At 59.5% G+C, this 16,207-nt stretch carries 16 protein-coding genes; 8 read left to right on the forward strand and 8 right to left on the reverse strand.

Annotated features, from left to right (window positions below):
- Positions 1–54: 54 nt before the first annotated feature.
- Together PMI11_RS29650 and PMI11_RS29655 are read left to right on the forward strand one after the other, a co-directional pair.
- A complete protein-coding gene (locus PMI11_RS29650) occupies positions 55–696 on the forward strand; it encodes a carbonic anhydrase (RefSeq protein ID WP_037072467.1) in 642 nt (213 codons plus the stop codon).
- A gap of 92 nt (positions 697–788) precedes the next feature.
- Positions 789–2,414, forward strand: coding sequence for a GGDEF domain-containing protein (locus PMI11_RS29655; RefSeq protein WP_037072480.1), 1,626 nt, complete (start codon positions 789–791; stop codon positions 2,412–2,414).
- Between the two features lie 53 nt (positions 2,415–2,467).
- On the opposite strand, the gene PMI11_RS29660 is transcribed toward PMI11_RS29655, so the two are convergent.
- From PMI11_RS29660 to PMI11_RS29670, 3 genes are all read right to left on the reverse strand, one after another.
- On the reverse strand, positions 2,468–3,289 hold the full coding sequence (locus tag PMI11_RS29660; RefSeq protein WP_007824758.1) for a lytic murein transglycosylase: 822 nt from the start codon (positions 3,287–3,289) through the stop codon (positions 2,468–2,470).
- A 169-nt stretch (positions 3,290–3,458) separates the two neighbouring features.
- Entirely contained in the window at positions 3,459–4,493 is a 1,035-nt protein-coding gene (locus tag PMI11_RS29665) for an aspartate-semialdehyde dehydrogenase (protein ID WP_007824760.1), read from the reverse strand.
- Positions 4,494–4,605: 112 nt separating this feature from the next.
- Positions 4,606–4,836, reverse strand: a complete 231-nt coding sequence (locus PMI11_RS29670; protein ID WP_037072468.1) for a hypothetical protein — start codon at positions 4,834–4,836, stop codon at positions 4,606–4,608.
- Between the two features lie 69 nt (positions 4,837–4,905).
- Here PMI11_RS29670 and PMI11_RS29675 point away from each other — a divergent pair, with 69 nt between their 5' ends.
- The 5 genes from PMI11_RS29675 (at position 4,906) to PMI11_RS29695 (ending at position 11,253) form a co-directional block, all read left to right on the forward strand.
- Positions 4,906–6,654 (forward strand): alkaline phosphatase, encoded by a 1,749-nt coding sequence (locus PMI11_RS29675; protein WP_007824761.1) that lies wholly within the window; start codon positions 4,906–4,908, stop codon positions 6,652–6,654.
- An 81-nt stretch (positions 6,655–6,735) separates the two neighbouring features.
- Positions 6,736–7,194, forward strand: coding sequence for a hypothetical protein (locus tag PMI11_RS29680; protein ID WP_007824763.1), 459 nt, complete (start codon positions 6,736–6,738; stop codon positions 7,192–7,194).
- A gap of 6 nt (positions 7,195–7,200) precedes the next feature.
- Complete coding sequence (locus tag PMI11_RS29685) at positions 7,201–7,890, forward strand: ABC transporter ATP-binding protein (protein ID WP_007824765.1); 690 nt, start codon at positions 7,201–7,203, stop codon at positions 7,888–7,890.
- A complete protein-coding gene (locus tag PMI11_RS29690) occupies positions 7,887–9,161 on the forward strand; it encodes an ABC transporter permease (RefSeq protein WP_007824767.1) in 1,275 nt (424 codons plus the stop codon). Before PMI11_RS29685 ends, PMI11_RS29690 begins: the two co-directional genes overlap by 4 nt.
- A gap of 205 nt (positions 9,162–9,366) precedes the next feature.
- Positions 9,367–11,253, forward strand: coding sequence for an MFS transporter (locus PMI11_RS29695; protein WP_007824769.1), 1,887 nt, complete (start codon positions 9,367–9,369; stop codon positions 11,251–11,253).
- 84 nt (positions 11,254–11,337) lie between these two features.
- On the opposite strand, the gene lpxE is transcribed toward PMI11_RS29695, so the two are convergent.
- Together lpxE and leuB are read right to left on the reverse strand one after the other, a co-directional pair.
- Positions 11,338–12,072 carry a lipid A 1-phosphatase LpxE gene (gene lpxE, locus PMI11_RS29700; protein WP_007824770.1) on the reverse strand — a complete coding sequence of 245 codons (735 nt, stop codon included), beginning with the start codon at positions 12,070–12,072 and terminating at the stop codon, positions 11,338–11,340.
- A gap of 294 nt (positions 12,073–12,366) precedes the next feature.
- Positions 12,367–13,479 carry a 3-isopropylmalate dehydrogenase gene (gene leuB / locus PMI11_RS29710; RefSeq protein ID WP_007824773.1) on the reverse strand — a complete coding sequence of 371 codons (1,113 nt, stop codon included), beginning with the start codon at positions 13,477–13,479 and terminating at the stop codon, positions 12,367–12,369.
- A 179-nt stretch (positions 13,480–13,658) separates the two neighbouring features.
- Here leuB and PMI11_RS29715 point away from each other — a divergent pair, with 179 nt between their 5' ends.
- Complete coding sequence (locus PMI11_RS29715; protein WP_007824775.1) at positions 13,659–14,591, forward strand: pyridoxal-phosphate dependent enzyme; 933 nt, start codon at positions 13,659–13,661, stop codon at positions 14,589–14,591.
- Positions 14,592–14,653: 62 nt separating this feature from the next.
- Here PMI11_RS29715 and leuD read toward each other — a convergent pair whose 3' ends face one another.
- The 3 genes from leuD to PMI11_RS29730 form a co-directional block, all read right to left on the reverse strand.
- Positions 14,654–15,262 (reverse strand): 3-isopropylmalate dehydratase small subunit, encoded by a 609-nt coding sequence (gene leuD / locus PMI11_RS29720; protein ID WP_007824778.1) that lies wholly within the window; start codon positions 15,260–15,262, stop codon positions 14,654–14,656.
- Positions 15,263–15,397: 135 nt separating this feature from the next.
- Positions 15,398–15,817, reverse strand: coding sequence for a VOC family protein (locus tag PMI11_RS29725; protein ID WP_007824782.1), 420 nt, complete (start codon positions 15,815–15,817; stop codon positions 15,398–15,400).
- Between the two features lie 109 nt (positions 15,818–15,926).
- Complete coding sequence (locus tag PMI11_RS29730) at positions 15,927–16,157, reverse strand: hypothetical protein (protein WP_007824784.1); 231 nt, start codon at positions 16,155–16,157, stop codon at positions 15,927–15,929.
- Positions 16,158–16,207 lie beyond the last annotated feature (50 nt).

Consider the following 16,207-nt stretch of genomic DNA (forward strand, 5'->3'; position numbering starts at 1 on the left):
TGCTTTTGCAGCGCAGCAGTTGATCTTGGCTCACGCGCGCGCTAATCCAGAGATATGATGAGCTTCCCTAACTCCCTGCTGGACGGTTATCGCAACTTCATGAGCGGGCGATATGCCGATGCCCGCGACCGGTATCGGCAGCTTGCGGAAAACGGGCAGAACCCGACGACGCTCGTTATTGCCTGTTGCGACTCGCGCGCGGCTCCCGAACTGATCTTCGATGCAGGGCCGGGCGAACTCTTCGTCATCCGCAACGTCGCCAATATGGTGCCGCCTTATGAACCGGATGGCCATTTCCATTCCACGTCGGCAGCGCTCGAATTCGCCGTGCAGGCGCTGAAGGTCAAGAATATCGTTGTCATGGGCCATGGCCGCTGCGGCGGTATCCGCGCAGCCCTCGATCCCGATGCCGAGCCTTTGTCATCTGGCGATTTCATCGGCCGCTGGATGTCGCTCGTTCGCCCTGCCGCCGAGCAGATTGGCAGCAATAACGTCATGACGCCGGCCGAACGGCAGACTGCGCTGGAGCGAGTCTCCATCCGTAATTCGATCAACAATCTCAGATCGTTCCCTGATATCAAGGCGCTCGAGGAAGAGGGCAAGCTGGAGCTTCACGGCGCCTGGTTCGATATTTCGACCGGCGAGCTCTGGGTGATGGATTCTGAGACACTCGATTTTATCCGTCCCGAAATCTAGGGATAGACCGCTTTATCAGTTTTTTAAGATATTCCACTAGGCTGCGCTTGCAGGCAGCATATGCGCGTGGATTAGTCATGAATTTCGAAGTGCTGAAATTCAAGAATATCAGAAGGGCAGTACTGGCTGCCATTCTGCTGCCCTTCGTCTTTATGATCGCCGAAGGAGTGGTGTTGATCCGCTCCTCGCTCATGCAGTACCGCGCGCTCGAAAATGACCATCTCTTTGCCGATGTTCTTGCTCGCGGAGGATCGATTGCTGCCAATGAGATTCTGGCGGAACTCGTCGCGACGCGAACCTACATCAACAATCCGGACGAGATGACCAGGGCGGCCATGATGGAAAGGCGCAGCGCGCTCGACAGCGAACGCGCGCGTTTCAACGCCAGCCTCCCGCCCGTTGAAACGCTCGATCTCGGTCTGCAGTCGCAGCTTTCCGATCTGCGCCTTGCTTACAGCCGTATCGTTGCGGCGCGTTCGGCGGTCGATCGAGGTTATTACGGTAAAGGCGGCAACCCCGTTCATATCTATGGTCAGGCCGGATTGAAGCAGCTTGGTCTCGTCTCGTCGCTTTCGTCGAGGATCCATGATCCCGTGTTGATGCGCAAATCCAGCGAGTTGATGAGTATCCTGCTGACCTATTACGGTGAGCGGCTGATCGGCAACCTTGGCCAGCGTTATTTCGACCAAACCGACTTTTCCGCCATGTCCCACGAGCAACTCGTTCAAGGCGAAATGATGCTCGGTAACGGCATGGATCGCCTGCGTTTTCATTCTTCCTCGCCTGTCGTCCGGGAGATTCTTGCCTATAGGGCTCAGCCCGACGAGGTCTGGGCCGATACATTCACGAAGGCCATGGTTTCGGGTGCGCTACGGCCGGACAAGGCGATCCGAGACAAATGGATTGGCATCCAGAACGAGCGGCTGGATTTCCTGCGGCAGAAAATCGCCTCCGTCACCGATGATATTCATGTGACCGGACAGAAGCTGTCGATACGCTCGCACATTCACATGACGGTCGTGCTTGCGTTGTCATTCGGACTGGTGCTGCTCGTTGCCCTTATTGTGGCGCTTGCTGTTCGGGGCATCCGTCTCGTCGCCCGTGTCACCGAAGAGCGTGAACTGCTCATCAACGAGCTGCGCAACGCTGCCCAAACCGATCTTCTGACAGGCCTTTATAATCGCCGTGGCTTCGAGGCTGCCGCTTTAGCGCTTCTGATGCAGGCTGAGTATGGATCACGCTGGATTTCGGTCGTGCTGTTCGATCTCGATCACTTCAAGAAAATCAACGACGTGTATGGCCATGACGCCGGCGATATCGTGCTGAAGCACGTAGCCGGCATCGCACGGGAAAGCTTCCGCTCCTTCGATCTGCTGGTGCGCCACGGCGGCGAGGAGTTCATGGCGCTGCTGCCGGATTCGACACCTGAGGATGCGGCCATCGTTGCGGAACGTGTCCGGTTGGCCATCGAGGCTGCTGACATCGCGCTGCCGAGTGGTGAGCATCTGCGGGTTACGGCAAGCTTCGGCTGTGCGGGGCGTGCAAATGCCGTAAGCAATCGCAATTTCGATGATCTGGTGAAGCGCGCCGACCTGGCGCTCTATGCCGCCAAGGCCTCGGGACGCAATTGCGTCGTTGCCGGGCCGATTGTTCCTGTTGCGGCACCGCAGGAAGAGCGGCGCAAGGCTGCCGGCGGAACCCACGATCTCCGCAGTTGAAAAACGCCGCATTCGCATGCGGCGCTCGTATCATTTTCCTATTGAACGTCTGTTCAATTGCCGTCGATCTGCTGACCGATATAGGCGATTGCCTGCTGATAGACCGTTGCGGCATTCCAGCCCTGGATGGCGACGAAGTTCGGCTCGCCCGGCTGGTAACCGGCGCCGGCGCGCCAGCCGTGACCCCTGAGGAAATTGGCAGTCGAGGCCAGCGCATCAGCGCGGGAGCCGACCATATCGACGCGGCCGTCGCCGTCGCCGTCAGCGCCGAAGCTTACGACGTTGCGCGGCAGGAACTGCGTCTGGCCGATTTCGCCATGGGCAGCACCCCGGGCTTGCGGGCTGAGATAGCCTTCCGAAACGAGCTGCAAGGCTGCATAAAGCTGGTCGGTGAAATATTCCGAGCGACGGCAGTCATAGGCGAGGGTGGAGACTGCGGACATCGTATGCTGGTTGCCCATATAGCTGCCGAAGCCGGTTTCCATGCCCCAGATGGCGATCAGCGGGCCGGCCGGAACACCGAAGCGGCGCTCGATCGAGGCGAAGAGAGCCTGATTGGCGGCTTTCATCGAACGCCCGCGAGAGATGACGGCCGCACCGCCGCGCTTCTTCATGAAAGCGTCGAAGGACAGCTTGAAGCTCTTCTGGCCGCGGTCGGCGGCGATCGTCGGCTTGTTATAGCTGACATTGGCGAAGGCACGGCTCAGGACCGACTGGCTGACGCCATTGGCCGCTGCCGTCTGCTTGAAATCGGCGACCCAGGCATCGAAACCGGCACTGGTATTGCCGCATTGGGCACCCTGCGCGAACGCCGGTACCGCATGGAGGACGCCCATTGCCGCGGCGGCCGCCAGAATCAATTTTATCATGCGCATTGAGAAACCCCGCTCTCGATCTGCATAGCTTTTAAGCCGGGCAAGAGAATGCCAGCCAACGGCGACTTTGTCACGATCACCTTTTAGCGAACGCTTATACGACGGTATTTGCCCGAAAAAGCCCCGCTCGTCGAGCAGGGCTTTAGCATATTATGGTTTACAAATGGTATCAGGCCGCCTGCTTGCGCGGCTTGACGAGGCCACGATTGATGAGCAGCTCGGCGATCTGGATGGCGTTGAGAGCCGCCCCCTTGCGCAGGTTATCGGAAACGACCCACAGGTTAAGGCCGTTCTCGACGGTTGCGTCCTCGCGGATACGCGAGATGAAGGTCGCGTCCTCGCCGGCGGATTCGTAAGGCGTGATATAGCCACCGTCCTCGTGCTTGTCGATGACGAGGCAACCCGGCGCATCGCGCAGGATATCGCGAGCCTGGTCAGCCGTGATCTCGTTTTCGAATTCGATGTTGACCGATTCCGAGTGGCCGATGAAAACAGGAACGCGGACCGCGGTGCAGGTCACCTTGATCTTCGGATCCAGCATCTTCTTCGTTTCAGCTAGAACCTTCCATTCTTCCTTCGTGTAGCCGTCTTCCATGAAGGTGTCGATGTGCGGAATGACGTTGAAGGCGATGCGCTTGGTGAACTTCTTGTTCTCGATCGGATCGGCAACGAAGACGGCGCGCGTCTGGTTGAAGAGCTCGTCCATACCATCTTTGCCGGCGCCGGAAACCGACTGGTAGGTCGAGACGACGACACGCTTGATCTTGGCGAAGTCATGCAGCGGCTTCAGCGCGACGACGAGCTGGGCAGTCGAGCAGTTCGGGTTGGCGATGATGTTGCGCTTTGTGAAGAGCGAAATCGCGTCCGGATTTACTTCCGGAACGATCAGCGGCACGTCGGCGTCGTAACGCCACGCCGAGGAATTATCGATGACGACGCAGCCCTGCTGGCCGATCTTCGGGGAGACGCGCTTGGAAACCTCGCCGCCGGCCGACATCAGGCAGATATCGGTGTCGGAGAAATCGTAGTTCTCCAGATTGGAGACCTTCAGCGTCCGATCGCCATAGGAAACCTCAAGGCCCTGGGAGCGGGAGGAGGCGAGTGCTACGACTTCATCGGCCGGGAAACCGCGCTCGGAGAGAATGTTGAGCATTTCGCGCCCGACATTTCCGGTGGCTCCGGCAACTGCAACTTTGAAACCCATTTCTCAAGCTCTCTTTCTCTTCTCTCCTCTTGTCCGGTGAGGGGGAAAGCGCGATATCATCGCGGCTTCCTGTCCCCAGCCGGGCCGGGGAGAGAGCGGCAGGCCAGAGACGTCAGACGGTTTTCGTCGTCGTTTTGGCCTTGGTTTTGGAAGAAACCGGAACGGCAAAATCCAGCCCGGCATTTTCTGCCAGATTATTGCGCTCAACGATGGCGTGCTCGTGGCGAACCATGGATATTCCTTTTCCGTCGTTGCTCATAAAAGGTTTTCCACAGGAGTCAAGGTTTTTGCGCGCGCGGCTGGAGCAGGGAGAGGGCATCACAATCCTGCGGCGTTTTGTCATCCCTCTGTCATTGCCGGAGGGTATCCCGACCTCGTTGTAATGACTGCAACGAAAAACGGGGGTTTTTCCATGCGTATGCTTCTCGCCGCTTTCGCGGCTACCACGATTCTTGCCGGCGCTGCCCAGGCAGCTTCGATCTATCCGCTTGATCGCGCTACGATTCTTGCCGGTTCGCCGTTCGACTTCAAGGTCGAGCTCAGCAAGCAGGTCAAGCCGGAAGACGTGAAGATCACGGTTAACGGCCAGGATTACAAGACTGTCCTCGGGGGTGAGGCCAAGTTCGTCGAGCTGGAGAAGGGCAAGGAAGACAAGGCTCTCGGCTCCGCTCTCATCCTGCGCGGCCTGAAGATCGCCGCTCCGGGCACCTACAAGATTGAAGTCGCCGCCGGCGACGAAAAGAAGGCCGTGACCTGGGATGTTTACGGTACGAGCGCACAGCCGAAGGCCAAGAACGTCATCTTCTTCCTCGGCGACGGCCTTTCCGTTGCTCACCGCACCGCCGCCCGCATCATGTCCAAGGGCATGACCGAAGGCAAGGCGAACGGCCGTTTGAACATGGACGACCTCGACCATATGGCTTTCATCGGCACGTCCGCCACCGATTCGGTTACTACTGACAGCGCCAACACCATGTCGGCTTATATGACAGGCCATAAGGGCGCCATCAACTCGCTCGGCGTCTATGCCGACCGCACACTCGACACGCTGGACGATCCGCGTGTCGAAACCTTCGGCGAAGCTCTGCGCCGCCAGACTTCCAAGTCGATCGGCGTCGTCACGACCTCCGAACTTCAGGACGCGACGCCGGCTGCCGTCGTCTCCCATACCCGTCGCCGCGACGACAAGGCTGAAATCACCGGCATGCTCCTCGACGTGAAGCCGGATGTCATCCTCGGTGGCGGCTCGGCCTACTTCCTGCCGCAGGCGACTGCTGGCTCGAAGCGCAAGGACGACAAGGACTACGTCAAGATGTTCCAGGACGCCGGCTACAAGCTCGCGACCGACAAGACGGAACTCGCCGCCGCTGCCGGCGCCAACGACAGTAAGATCCTCGGCTTGTTCCACACCGGTAACATGGACACGACGCTTGACCGCGAATTCCTGAAGAAGGGCACGGTCGGCAAGTTCCCGGCCCAGCCCGGCCTCGTTGAAATGACCAATGTCGCGCTCGACAAGCTCTCGAAGAATCCGGAAGGCTTCTTCCTGATGGTCGAAGCTGCCAATATCGACAAGATGACGCATCCTCTCGACGGCGAGCGTGCTGCCATCGATACGATCGAGTTCGACAAGGCCGTCGGACTGGCGAAGAAATTCGCCGCCAGCAACCCCGACACGTTAATCGTCGTCACCGGCGATCACACTCACGGTATCACCGTCGTTGGCACGATCGACGATACGATCGAAGGCACGGAGATGCGCGAGAAGGTCGCGGGCCGCAGCTTCACCAACTATGTCGATGCCAATAATGACGGCTATCCCGACAGCGTCGACGTCTCCAAGCGTCTCGCTCTGTTCGTCAGCAACTATCCCGACCACTACGAAACCTTCCGCCCGAAGCTGGATAATCCGTACACCCCTGCCATCCAGAACGAAAAGAAGGATTACGTCGCCAACGAAGCTTACAAGGACGTTCCTGGCGCCGTCTTCGTCCCCGGTAACCTGCCGAAGAGCGCAGCCACCGGCGCCCACACCGTCGATGACGTTGTCCTGCAGTCGACCGGCCCCGGATCGGAAGGCTTCAAGGGCTATATGGAACAGAGCGACGTCTACCGCGTTCTCGCCGACGCATTCGCCCTCGGCGCCAAGCAGACGAACTAAGCACCTGTGTCCGAGCCGGGACTTCTCATCGATCCTCATCCCGGCCGCTATGCGGCCGGGTATCCGTTTCAGGAGATCGCCATGGAAAAGTTCGTTTTGCTGAATCTCAGCCGCCGTCGTTTCATGGGCGTCATGGCCGCGCTTCCCTTCGCCCGGCCTGTTCTTGCCGATGATTCCTTGATCAGCTTTGATGAACTCTATGGAAAGTTTGGTGTGCTTGGTCTCGAATTTTCCGACAAGGTCAAGCGCCTTGCCGGCAAGAATATCAGCATTAAGGGCTTCATGGCGCCGCCGTTAAAGGCCGAAGCGCAATTCTTCGTCCTGACGGAGATACCGATGTCACTCTGCCCCTTCTGCTCTTCCGATGCAGATTGGCCGGACAATATCATCGTCGTTTATCTCGGTGAGAAGCAGACCTTCGTACAGCCGAGCCAGACGATCGAAGTGCGGGGCACGCTCGAATACGGGTCGTGGAAGGACCCGGAAACCGGCTTTGTCAGCCTGCTGCGCATCCGCCAGGCCGAATATTCCAGCGTCTGAGCATCGATGCTGGGTCTCGAAATCGAACATCTGGCCGTTAGGTTTCCCGGCCTTTCAACACCTGCTCTCGCCATCGACAATCTGTCGATTGCGGCGGGTAGCCGTGTCGCGGTTACCGGTGCCTCGGGCTCCGGCAAAAGCACCTTCGTCAATATCATCACCGGGCTGGAGCGGGTCCGCGAAGGCTGCATCAGCTGGAACAGCGAGGACATCGCCGCGCTCTCCGAAAGTCGCCGTGACCGCTTCCGGGCGACCAATATCGGACTGGTCATGCAGGAGTTTCACCTATTCCCCGGCCTGTCGGCCGTTGAAAACGTGCTGTTGCCGGCGCGGCTTGCGCATGCTGCGACGTCGGCGATCATCGCGCGCGCTCACGATCTCCTTGATATTGTCGGCCTTGACCGCGCCGGGCAGAAGATCGAGACCATGTCGCGCGGTGAAATGCAGCGCGTGGCGATTGCCCGGGCGCTCCTGCGCAAGCCCGGCGTCATCGTCGCCGACGAGCCGACCGCCAGCCTCGATGCGGAAAGCGGTGATGCCGTCGGTGATCTGCTGCTCGATCTTGCCGTGGCCGAAGGTAGTACTCTGATCGTCGTGTCGCACGATTCCCGCCTTGCCGGCCGTCTCGATCGCCGCCTGACATTTCGCTCCGGCCGTATCATCGACGATTCCGACATTAAGGGAGCGGCCGCATGATCCGCTTCATCCTCGCCGATCTGCGCCGGTTGTGGGCTGGTTCCCTCGTTGTCGTGCTGCTGGTGGCGCTTGCGACGGCGCTCGGCGTTTCCGTCATCCTGCAGGAACGTGCCTTACGTCTTGGCAGTGCGCGAGCGGCCGACAAGTTCGATCTCGTCATCGGCGCGGGCGGCAGCGAAACCCAGCTCGTGCTATCGTCGATCTTCCTGCAGCCGTCTGCGCTGCCGCTGATGTCCGGCGACGTTCTGGCCAAGCTCGCCGTCGATCCGCGCGTTGAATGGGCTGCCCCCGTCGGCTTCGGCGATTCATTCTCGGGCTATCCGATCGTCGGCACGACGAGGGCGTTGACGGAAGCGATTTCCGGCGGTTTTTCCGAAGGCCAGGTTTTCGCCAGTGAGGGCGAGGCTGTCATCGGCTCGAACGTCGACCTTGCCATCGGCGCCGAGATCAAGCCGATGCACGGCACGATCGAAACCGGCGGCCATACCCATACGGAGCTCACCTATCATGTGACGGGGCGCCTGCAGCCGACAGGCACAGCCTGGGACCGCGCCATTCTCGTTCCGATCCAGGCCGTCTGGCATATCCATGGACTGGAAGCGGGCGAAGAGCATGAGCACGCCGGGGAGGCGGATCATGAAGAGGCCGTACACGCGGAAGACGCTCATGAGGAAGCCGACCATCATGCTGAGCCTGATCCCCATGCTGGCCTGAACGAGAGCTGGACTGCGGAAACGCCCGGCCTTCCGGCCATCCTCGTCAAGCCGAAGTCGATTGCCGATGCCTACAAGCTGCGGCAGGACTATCGCAACGGCACGACGATTGCGGTCTTTCCTGGCGAGGTACTGACCGATCTCTATGCAACGCTCGGTGATGCCAAGCAGATTCTCGTTGCCGTTGCCTCCGGCGCGCAGGTGCTTGTTGCCGCCTCGCTGATCCTCGTGACTGTCATCCATATCGGCCAGCGTCGGCGGCAGATTGGCGCGCTACGCGCCTTCGGTGCTCCCCGCGGCGCGATCTTCGGCATTGTCTGGCTGGAATTCTTTGTCCTCGTCGCTGTTGGAGTCGGGCTCGGCTTTACGCTTGGTTATGGTGCAGCACTCATTCTTTCCGGGTTCTTCTCGCAGAGCAGCGGCGTCAACCTGCCCGTCGGCTTCGCAGGCGAAGACGGAACGCTTGCGATGATCCTTCTCGCCTTCGCCGCTGTCCTCGCCGCCTTGCCGGCAGTGCTCGCCTACCGGCAGTCTCCGGCCCAGGCTTTGCGGGTGTGACGATTGCTGCGTGCCTGCTCCGCCACGGCAGGAGCCATGCTGCAGCAATCCGTGCACAAAAATTAGACTAAAGTCATAATCCCAAAGCATCCCTCTTTCTGACTCGTCTTTTCTGTCAAACTCTCGTCAGGCGTGTCGCGGCCAGGGATATGCTTTGAGGAGAGTAGGCCGCGACCGTTGCTCATCACTCTGTGGAGGACAGACAATGGCAAATGTCGCAAGCGTCGACGGTGCAAAAGCCGGTCCGATGACGGGCGAGGAGAAGAAAGTCATCTTCGCCTCGTCGCTCGGCACGGTTTTCGAATGGTATGATTTCTATCTTTACGGTTCGCTCGCCACCTATATCGGCGCGACCTATTTCACCCAGTATCCGGAAGCGACGCGTAACATCTTCACGCTGCTCGCCTTCGCTGCAGGCTTCCTGGTGCGTCCGTTCGGCGCATTGGTCTTCGGCCGCCTCGGCGATCTCGTCGGCCGCAAATACACCTTCCTGGTGACCATTCTCATCATGGGCTTTTCGACCTTCCTGGTCGGCATCCTGCCGGGTGCTGCCTCCATCGGCATTGCCGCTCCGATCATCCTGATCGGCCTGCGCCTGCTGCAGGGCCTGGCGCTCGGCGGCGAATATGGCGGTGCGGCCACTTACGTTGCCGAACACGCGCCGAACGGTCGCCGCGGCTATTTTACGTCCTGGATCCAGACGACGGCAACGCTCGGTCTCTTCCTGTCGCTGATCGTCATCGTCACAGTCCAGTCGATCATGGGCTCGACCGCCTTTGCCGCCTGGGGCTGGCGTATTCCGTTCCTCGTCTCGGTCGTCCTGCTCGGTATCTCCGTCTGGATCCGGTTGAAGATGAACGAGTCGCCTGCCTTCCAGCGCATGAAGGCGGAAGGCAAGGGATCGAAGGCACCGCTGACGGAAGCATTCGGCCAGTGGAAGAATGCCAAGATCGCGTTGATCGCGCTTTTCGGCGCTACCATGGGTCAGGCGGTCATCTGGTACGGTGGTCAATTCTACGCCCTGTTCTTCCTGCAGAACGTGCTGAAGGTCGATCTGCAGTCGGCCAATATCATGGTCGCGATTGCCCTCTTCCTCGCCACGCCATTCTTCGTCATCTTCGGCGGACTGTCGGACAGGATCGGTCGCAAGCCGATCATCATGGCGGGGCTGCTCATCGCAGCGGTCACCTATTTCCCGCTGTTCAAGGCGATGACCTATACGGCAAATCCAGCCCTCTATGAGGCGCAGGCGACGATCCGGGCAACGGTGACGGTTGACCCGGCGGATTGCAAATTCCAGTTCAATCCGACCGGTACCTCCAAGTTCACCAGTTCCTGCGATATCGCAACGGCGTTCCTGACCAAGAACTCGGTGCCTTATGACGTGGTGGCGGGTCCAGCCGGCCAGCCGGCGACCGTGAAGGTCGGTGACGAGACGATTACCGGTTACGACGCCGTCGCAGCCGGTGCCGATGCCGCCAAGACCAATGCAGCCTTCGAAAAGGGCGTCAATCTTGCCCTTCATGATGCCGGCTATCCGCTGAAGCGCGGTGCTGCCAAGGTTGCCGATGCCAAGCTCGATGCCTTCATCGCCGCCAATCCGGAACTCACCCTCAATGCCGATGCGATACGCGCCGGCCAGAAGGAAACGCTGCCGGCCGACAAACTCGTTGCCGGCAAGCTGCTGACGGCGGATGAAGCGAAAAGCGTCACCGACATGGCCGTCTACACGATCCCTGGCGGCGGTTCGTTCGCGATGGTAGCCGATCCTGCTCGCGTCAACTGGATCGGCACGATCGCCGTCCTGTTCGTGCTCGTGCTCTACGTGACGATGGTCTACGGCCCGATCGCGGCGCTGTTGGTCGAACTCTTTCCGACCCGCATCCGCTATACCGGCATGTCGCTGCCCTATCATATCGGCAACGGCTGGTTCGGCGGCTTGCTGCCGGCTACGGCCTTTGCGATGAGTGCTGCCGCCGGCAACATCTATTACGGCCTCTGGTATCCGATCGTCTTCGCATCGATCACGCTGGTCATCGGTCTGCTGTTCCTGCCGGAAACCAAGAACCGGGATATTCACGCGCTGGATTAAGCCACGGCGGATATCCTGAAAACAACGCCCGGCGCTCGAAAGGCGCCGGGTTTTTCATGCGTCATTTTTCTCACGCGCCATTTTTTATGCGTTTGGGAAGTATCGCTTGGACATCGGCCAGCCATCCGGCGCAAGTTTGAAAAGCAGGCCGTAGCGCGCATAGACGATTGCCGTCAGGAGCGAGAACCAGGCGCCGAAGGCAAGACCGGCAATGACATCGCTCGGATAGTGGGCGCCGACCATGACACGCGTCATGCCGAGCCAGATGGCACCGGCGATAAAGGGAACCCGGTAGCGCGGGAAGAGCAGGGCGAAGGCAGCGAAGAAGGCACCCACCGTGGTCGAATGGCCTGACGGGAAACTCTCCAGTGCTGCATGGCCGGAGAAGGGTGTGAAGGAAAGCACCCCGAGGTCCTGGAAATGTTCGGGGCGCGCGCGGCCGATCGTGCGTTTCAGAATGTTTGCGAGCAGGCCGGAAAAGACGACGGTCGTAAACAGGTAGGCGCCGATCCAGCTCACGTAGAGTGCCTGGGCCCTTGCCTTTGCGCTGTTCAAAAGCTTGTAGCCGGCTCTGCCGTGGAAGAAGAGCAGGACGCTCGTGAGGATCAGCCAGGCGGAATCGCCGAAATCGGTCAACATCTCGCCGAAGCGCTGAATGGGCTCCGGCAGATGGCCGGCCCCGATCGGCGCATCGAAGATCAGCATGGAAAGGATGACGGCGTTCAGCGTAATGAAAAGGCATGCGCGCCACCGCAATGGTGGCATGACGCATCTATTTCTGCGCCAGCGCCTGTCCAAGGAGACTAGAAGTTCCCGCATTCCGACTATCCGTATAATCCTTGGGTATGAGATAGGCGGTAAAAATGCACAGGATTACGACAGAGGGCGGGCTTCCTCGGATAATTCCTATCAATTTTGGTAATGGCCCAATCCGTACCCTGAAGGAGAAGATCAGGCCGAGGCGAGCGAGCGTGATAGCGGTGGCAAATGCGACCCATGCGCCGAATGCCAGACCTGCCGTGACATCGTTCATAGGAGCGGGAATGCTGGCTTCAATAAAAAAAAGCCCTCCGCATGAGGTGCGAAGGGCCGAAAAGCGTTTCACGTGAAATATCAGGCAGAAAGGGCCTTGAACTCGTCGAGGATCGCGTCGCCCATCTCGACGGTGCCGACCTGGCGGCTGCCTGGTGCCATGATGTCGCCAGTGCGGATGCCCTTGTCGAGCACGTTGGCGATCGCCTTTTCGAGGTTGTCCGCTTCCTTGACCAGATTGAAGGAGTAGCGAAGGCACATGGCGAAGGAGGCAATCATGGCAATCGGATTGGCGATGCCCTTGCCGGCGATATCGGGCGCCGAGCCATGCACCGGCTCATAGAGTGCCTTGCGCTTGCCGGTCTTACCGTCCGGGGCGCCGAGCGAGGCCGATGGCAGCATGCCGAGCGAGCCGGTCAGCATGGCGGCAACGTCCGAGAGCATGTCGCCGAAGAGATTGTCAGTGACGATGACGTCGAACTGCTTTGGCTGGCGCACGAGCTGCATGCCGCCGGCATCGGCCAGCATATGCTCGAGCTGCACGTCTGAATATTTTGCCTTGTGCGTCTCGGTCACGACCTGGTTCCAGAGCACGCCCGATTTCATGACGTTGCGCTTTTCCATGGAGCAGACGCGGTTGTTGCGGGTGCGGGCCATTTCAAAGGCGACACCGGCAATGCGCTCGATCTCGTAGGTGTCGTAAACCTGCGTATCGATGCCGCGCTTCTGGCCATTGCCGAGATCGATGATTTCTTTCGGCTCGCCGAAGTAAACACCGCCCGTCAACTCGCGGATGATAAGGATGTCGAGACCCTCGACCAGTTCCGGCTTCAGCGAGGAAGCGGAGGCGAGTGCGGGATAGCAGATCGCCGGACGCAGGTTGGCGAAAAGTTCCAGATCCTTGCGCAGGCGCAGCAGGCCGGCTTCCGGGCGTACTTCATAGGGAACGCTATCCCACTTCGGGCCGCCGACGGCGCCGAAGAGCACGGCGTCGGCTGCAAGCGCCTTCTTCATGTCGTCTTCGGAGATCGCTGCGCCATGCGCATCATAGGCGCAGCCGCCAACGAGGCCCTCGTCGGTGGCGAAACCGGCATTCATCGTCTCGTTCATGTAAGCGATGATCTTGCGGACTTCGCCCATGGCCTCGGGGCCGATGCCGTCACCCGGCAGCAGGAAAAGATTGCGCACTGTCATGAAACCCTCCGCGGAAAAACAAGCTGCGGCTTCTTAGACCCCGGAAATGGGCATTTCAAGCGAGAGAAGGGGTGAATCGGTACGCTTGCCTCCGCGTCATGTGATGTCTGACAAGGTTGCTCCCGTACCTCCAAACGGGCTAGAACGACAGGCCTGTTTCTTTCCTTGGATATTCTCCCATGTCTTTTGCGCCCCTTCATCTCGACACTCCTCTGATCCGGACAGCGCCCGATTTCAGCGCCAGCGGCAAGCCGCTTTGGTTGAAGCTCGATGCGCTGCAGCCTTCAGGCAGTTTCAAGCTGCGCGGTGTCGGCCGGCTTTGCCAGCATGAGGTTCAAAACGGTGCGCGCGAGATTTTCTGTGCCTCCGGCGGCAATGCCGGCATTGCGGCAGCCCATGCCGGGCGGGCGCTCGGGGTGCCTGTCACCATCGTCGTGCCCGAGACGACGGCACCTGACGTTCGCCGGACGATTGCCGCAACGGGCGCCAATGTGCTGGTTCATGGTTCTGTCTTCGATGAGGCCAATGCGCATGCGATCGAACTCGCCGAAAGCCGCAAGGCGACCTATGTGCATCCTTTCGACCATCCGCTCCTGTGGGATGGCCATGCGACGCTGATCGATGAGGTGGTGGCAAAGGGTGCCAAGTTCGATTGCGTCGTTACCAGCGTCGGCGGTGGCGGGTTGCTGGCGGGCATCGTCGAGGGTTTGAAGCGAAACGGGCTTTCCGATGTGCCTGTTATCGCCGTCGAGACGGAAGGGGCGGCCTCTTTCAATGCCAGCCTCAAGGCCAATGAGCGCATTTCGCTGCCGGCCATCACCTCGATTGCCACGTCGCTCGGTGCGCGGCAGGTGGCGTCCCATGTCTTCGACCTGCCGAAGCATCACCCGATCGAAAGCGTTCTCGTCAGCGATGCCGATGCCGTGGCCGCCTGCCTGAAATTTGCCGATGCGCAGCGTATCCTGGTCGAACCGGCCTGTGGTGCCGCACTTGCCGTTGCCGATGTGCATGCCGGTCTGCTGTCGCGCTTCGACAATCCGCTCATCGAAGTCTGCGGCGGCATCGGTGTGACGCTCGAAAAGCTTGATGTCTGGAAAGAGAAGTTTCTCTGATATCCAGGCAAAGAAAAAGCCGGGCGAAAGCCCGGCTCGATCTCAAAGCAATTTGGTGAGGCTCAGGCAGCCCAGGGGTGCGAAGCGGCGTTCTTCTTTTCGAACTCGTCGATCGCCTTGCCCTTTTCCATGGTCAGGCCGATATCGTCGAGACCGTTCAGCAGGCAGTGACGCTTGAATTCGTCGAGATCGAACTTGATCGAGCCGCCATCCGGACCGGTGATTTCGAGGTTTTCAAGGTCGACCGTCAGAACAGCATTGGAGCCGCGCTCGGCGTCGTCCATCAGCTTGTCGAGGTCTTCGTGGCTGACCTTGATCGGCAGGATGCCGTTCTTGAAGCAGTTATTATAGAAGATGTCGGCGAAGCTGGTGGAGATCACGCAGCGGATGCCGAAATCGAGCAGCGCCCATGGGGCGTGTTCACGCGAGGAGCCGCAGCCGAAATTGTCACCGGCAACCAGGATCTTTGCCTCGCGGTAAGCCGGCTTGTTCAGCACGAAATCAGGGTTTTCGGAGCCGTCTTCGTTGTAGCGGGCTTCGGCAAAAAGGCCCTTGCCAAGGCCTGTGCGCTTGATGGTCTTCAGATAGTCCTTCGGAATGATCATGTCGGTGTCGATGTTGACGACCGGCAGAGGGGCTGCAACGCCCGTGAGCTTCACGAATTTATCCATGACCCATGCTCCATTTCAGCAAAACGTACTTTCTGATTTTGCATCTATTCCAGTTTCCCACCGAAATGAAGAAGAATCTTTCGTTGACGGAGGCCACGCGGTGTTTCGCGCAGCCTGCCGATTGCGTGTGTCCTTTTATTTGGACGGTGCGTTCAAGCCCCAGAGCACGCCGAACGGATCACGAAGCTGGCCGTAACGGTCACCCCAGAACATCAGTTCGACCGGCATGACGACTTCGGCGCCTGCAGCCACTGCGCGGTCCCACCAGAAATCGATATCGTCGATCACCAGCTGGATGGCGAAGCCCTCATGGCCTTTGAAGGGATGGCCATATTCCGGATAGGCATCCGACAGCATGAGCGAGCTGCCATTGATATAGAGATGTACATGCATCGTGCGGCCACTTTCATCGGGCGGCACGATATAGGCCTGTTCGGCGCCGAAAGCCTTCTTGTAGAATTCCGCAGCCTTTGCCGCGCCATCGACCGTCAGATAGGGAAGCAGGCCATTCTTGACCGGCGGCATCTTGGTCTGGTTGCTCTCCATCGCGTCCATGCTCGTCCTCCATTCGTTTTTGAAGTGCCGGCTGAATGCCTGGCTGCTTCAAGGACGTAGCATGGGAACGCGAGCCGACAATGTCGGTCGAAATTTTCAGAGAAAATGATCAGAGATCGATGATCGTGCCGCGGCCGTCGTTCCAGATGCGCATCTCGCGCTTACCATCGGCGCGGGCGCGAACGGGAGCGGGCTTCATCTTCATCGAAAGGGCGCGGCCGACCATGAGCACGGTCAGGATGCCGCCAACGGCGAGCGTGACCGAGAAGGTGAGAAGCAGCATGGCCACGAAAACGGTGGCGCCGGCAAGCATGAAGAAGATGGAGCGAATGTTCTGCATTGGTTTGAAACCTTTCTACGGAAAGGAATGTGGTCCTTCTTTTTCCTCTC

This window comes from Rhizobium sp. CF142, assembly GCF_000281145.1.
Lineage (GTDB): Bacteria > Pseudomonadota > Alphaproteobacteria > Rhizobiales > Rhizobiaceae > Rhizobium.

Bases quoted from the DNA above. Each gene is read 5' to 3' on its own strand.
- PMI11_RS29650 (WP_037072467.1), top strand. From the start codon at position 55: ATGATGAGCTTCCCTAACTCCCTGCTGGACGGTTATCGCAACTTCATG.
- PMI11_RS29715 (WP_007824775.1), top strand. From the start codon at position 13,659: ATGTCTTTTGCGCCCCTTCATCTCGACACTCCTCTGATCCGGACAGCG.
- PMI11_RS29660 (WP_007824758.1), bottom strand. From the start codon at position 3,289: ATGCGCATGATAAAATTGATTCTGGCGGCCGCCGCGGCAATGGGCGTC.
- lpxE (WP_007824770.1), bottom strand. From the start codon at position 12,072: ATGCGGGAACTTCTAGTCTCCTTGGACAGGCGCTGGCGCAGAAATAGA.
- PMI11_RS29675 (WP_007824761.1), top strand. From the start codon at position 4,906: ATGCGTATGCTTCTCGCCGCTTTCGCGGCTACCACGATTCTTGCCGGC.
- PMI11_RS29695 (WP_007824769.1), top strand. From the start codon at position 9,367: ATGGCAAATGTCGCAAGCGTCGACGGTGCAAAAGCCGGTCCGATGACG.
- PMI11_RS29690 (WP_007824767.1), top strand. From the start codon at position 7,887: ATGATCCGCTTCATCCTCGCCGATCTGCGCCGGTTGTGGGCTGGTTCC.
- PMI11_RS29665 (WP_007824760.1), bottom strand. From the start codon at position 4,493: ATGGGTTTCAAAGTTGCAGTTGCCGGAGCCACCGGAAATGTCGGGCGC.
- PMI11_RS29680 (WP_007824763.1), top strand. From the start codon at position 6,736: ATGGAAAAGTTCGTTTTGCTGAATCTCAGCCGCCGTCGTTTCATGGGC.
- leuB (WP_007824773.1), bottom strand. From the start codon at position 13,479: ATGACAGTGCGCAATCTTTTCCTGCTGCCGGGTGACGGCATCGGCCCC.
- leuD (WP_007824778.1), bottom strand. From the start codon at position 15,262: ATGGATAAATTCGTGAAGCTCACGGGCGTTGCAGCCCCTCTGCCGGTC.
- PMI11_RS29685 (WP_007824765.1), top strand. From the start codon at position 7,201: ATGCTGGGTCTCGAAATCGAACATCTGGCCGTTAGGTTTCCCGGCCTT.
- PMI11_RS29670 (WP_037072468.1), bottom strand. From the start codon at position 4,836: ATGACAAAACGCCGCAGGATTGTGATGCCCTCTCCCTGCTCCAGCCGC.
- PMI11_RS29730 (WP_007824784.1), bottom strand. From the start codon at position 16,157: ATGCAGAACATTCGCTCCATCTTCTTCATGCTTGCCGGCGCCACCGTT.
- PMI11_RS29725 (WP_007824782.1), bottom strand. From the start codon at position 15,817: ATGGACGCGATGGAGAGCAACCAGACCAAGATGCCGCCGGTCAAGAAT.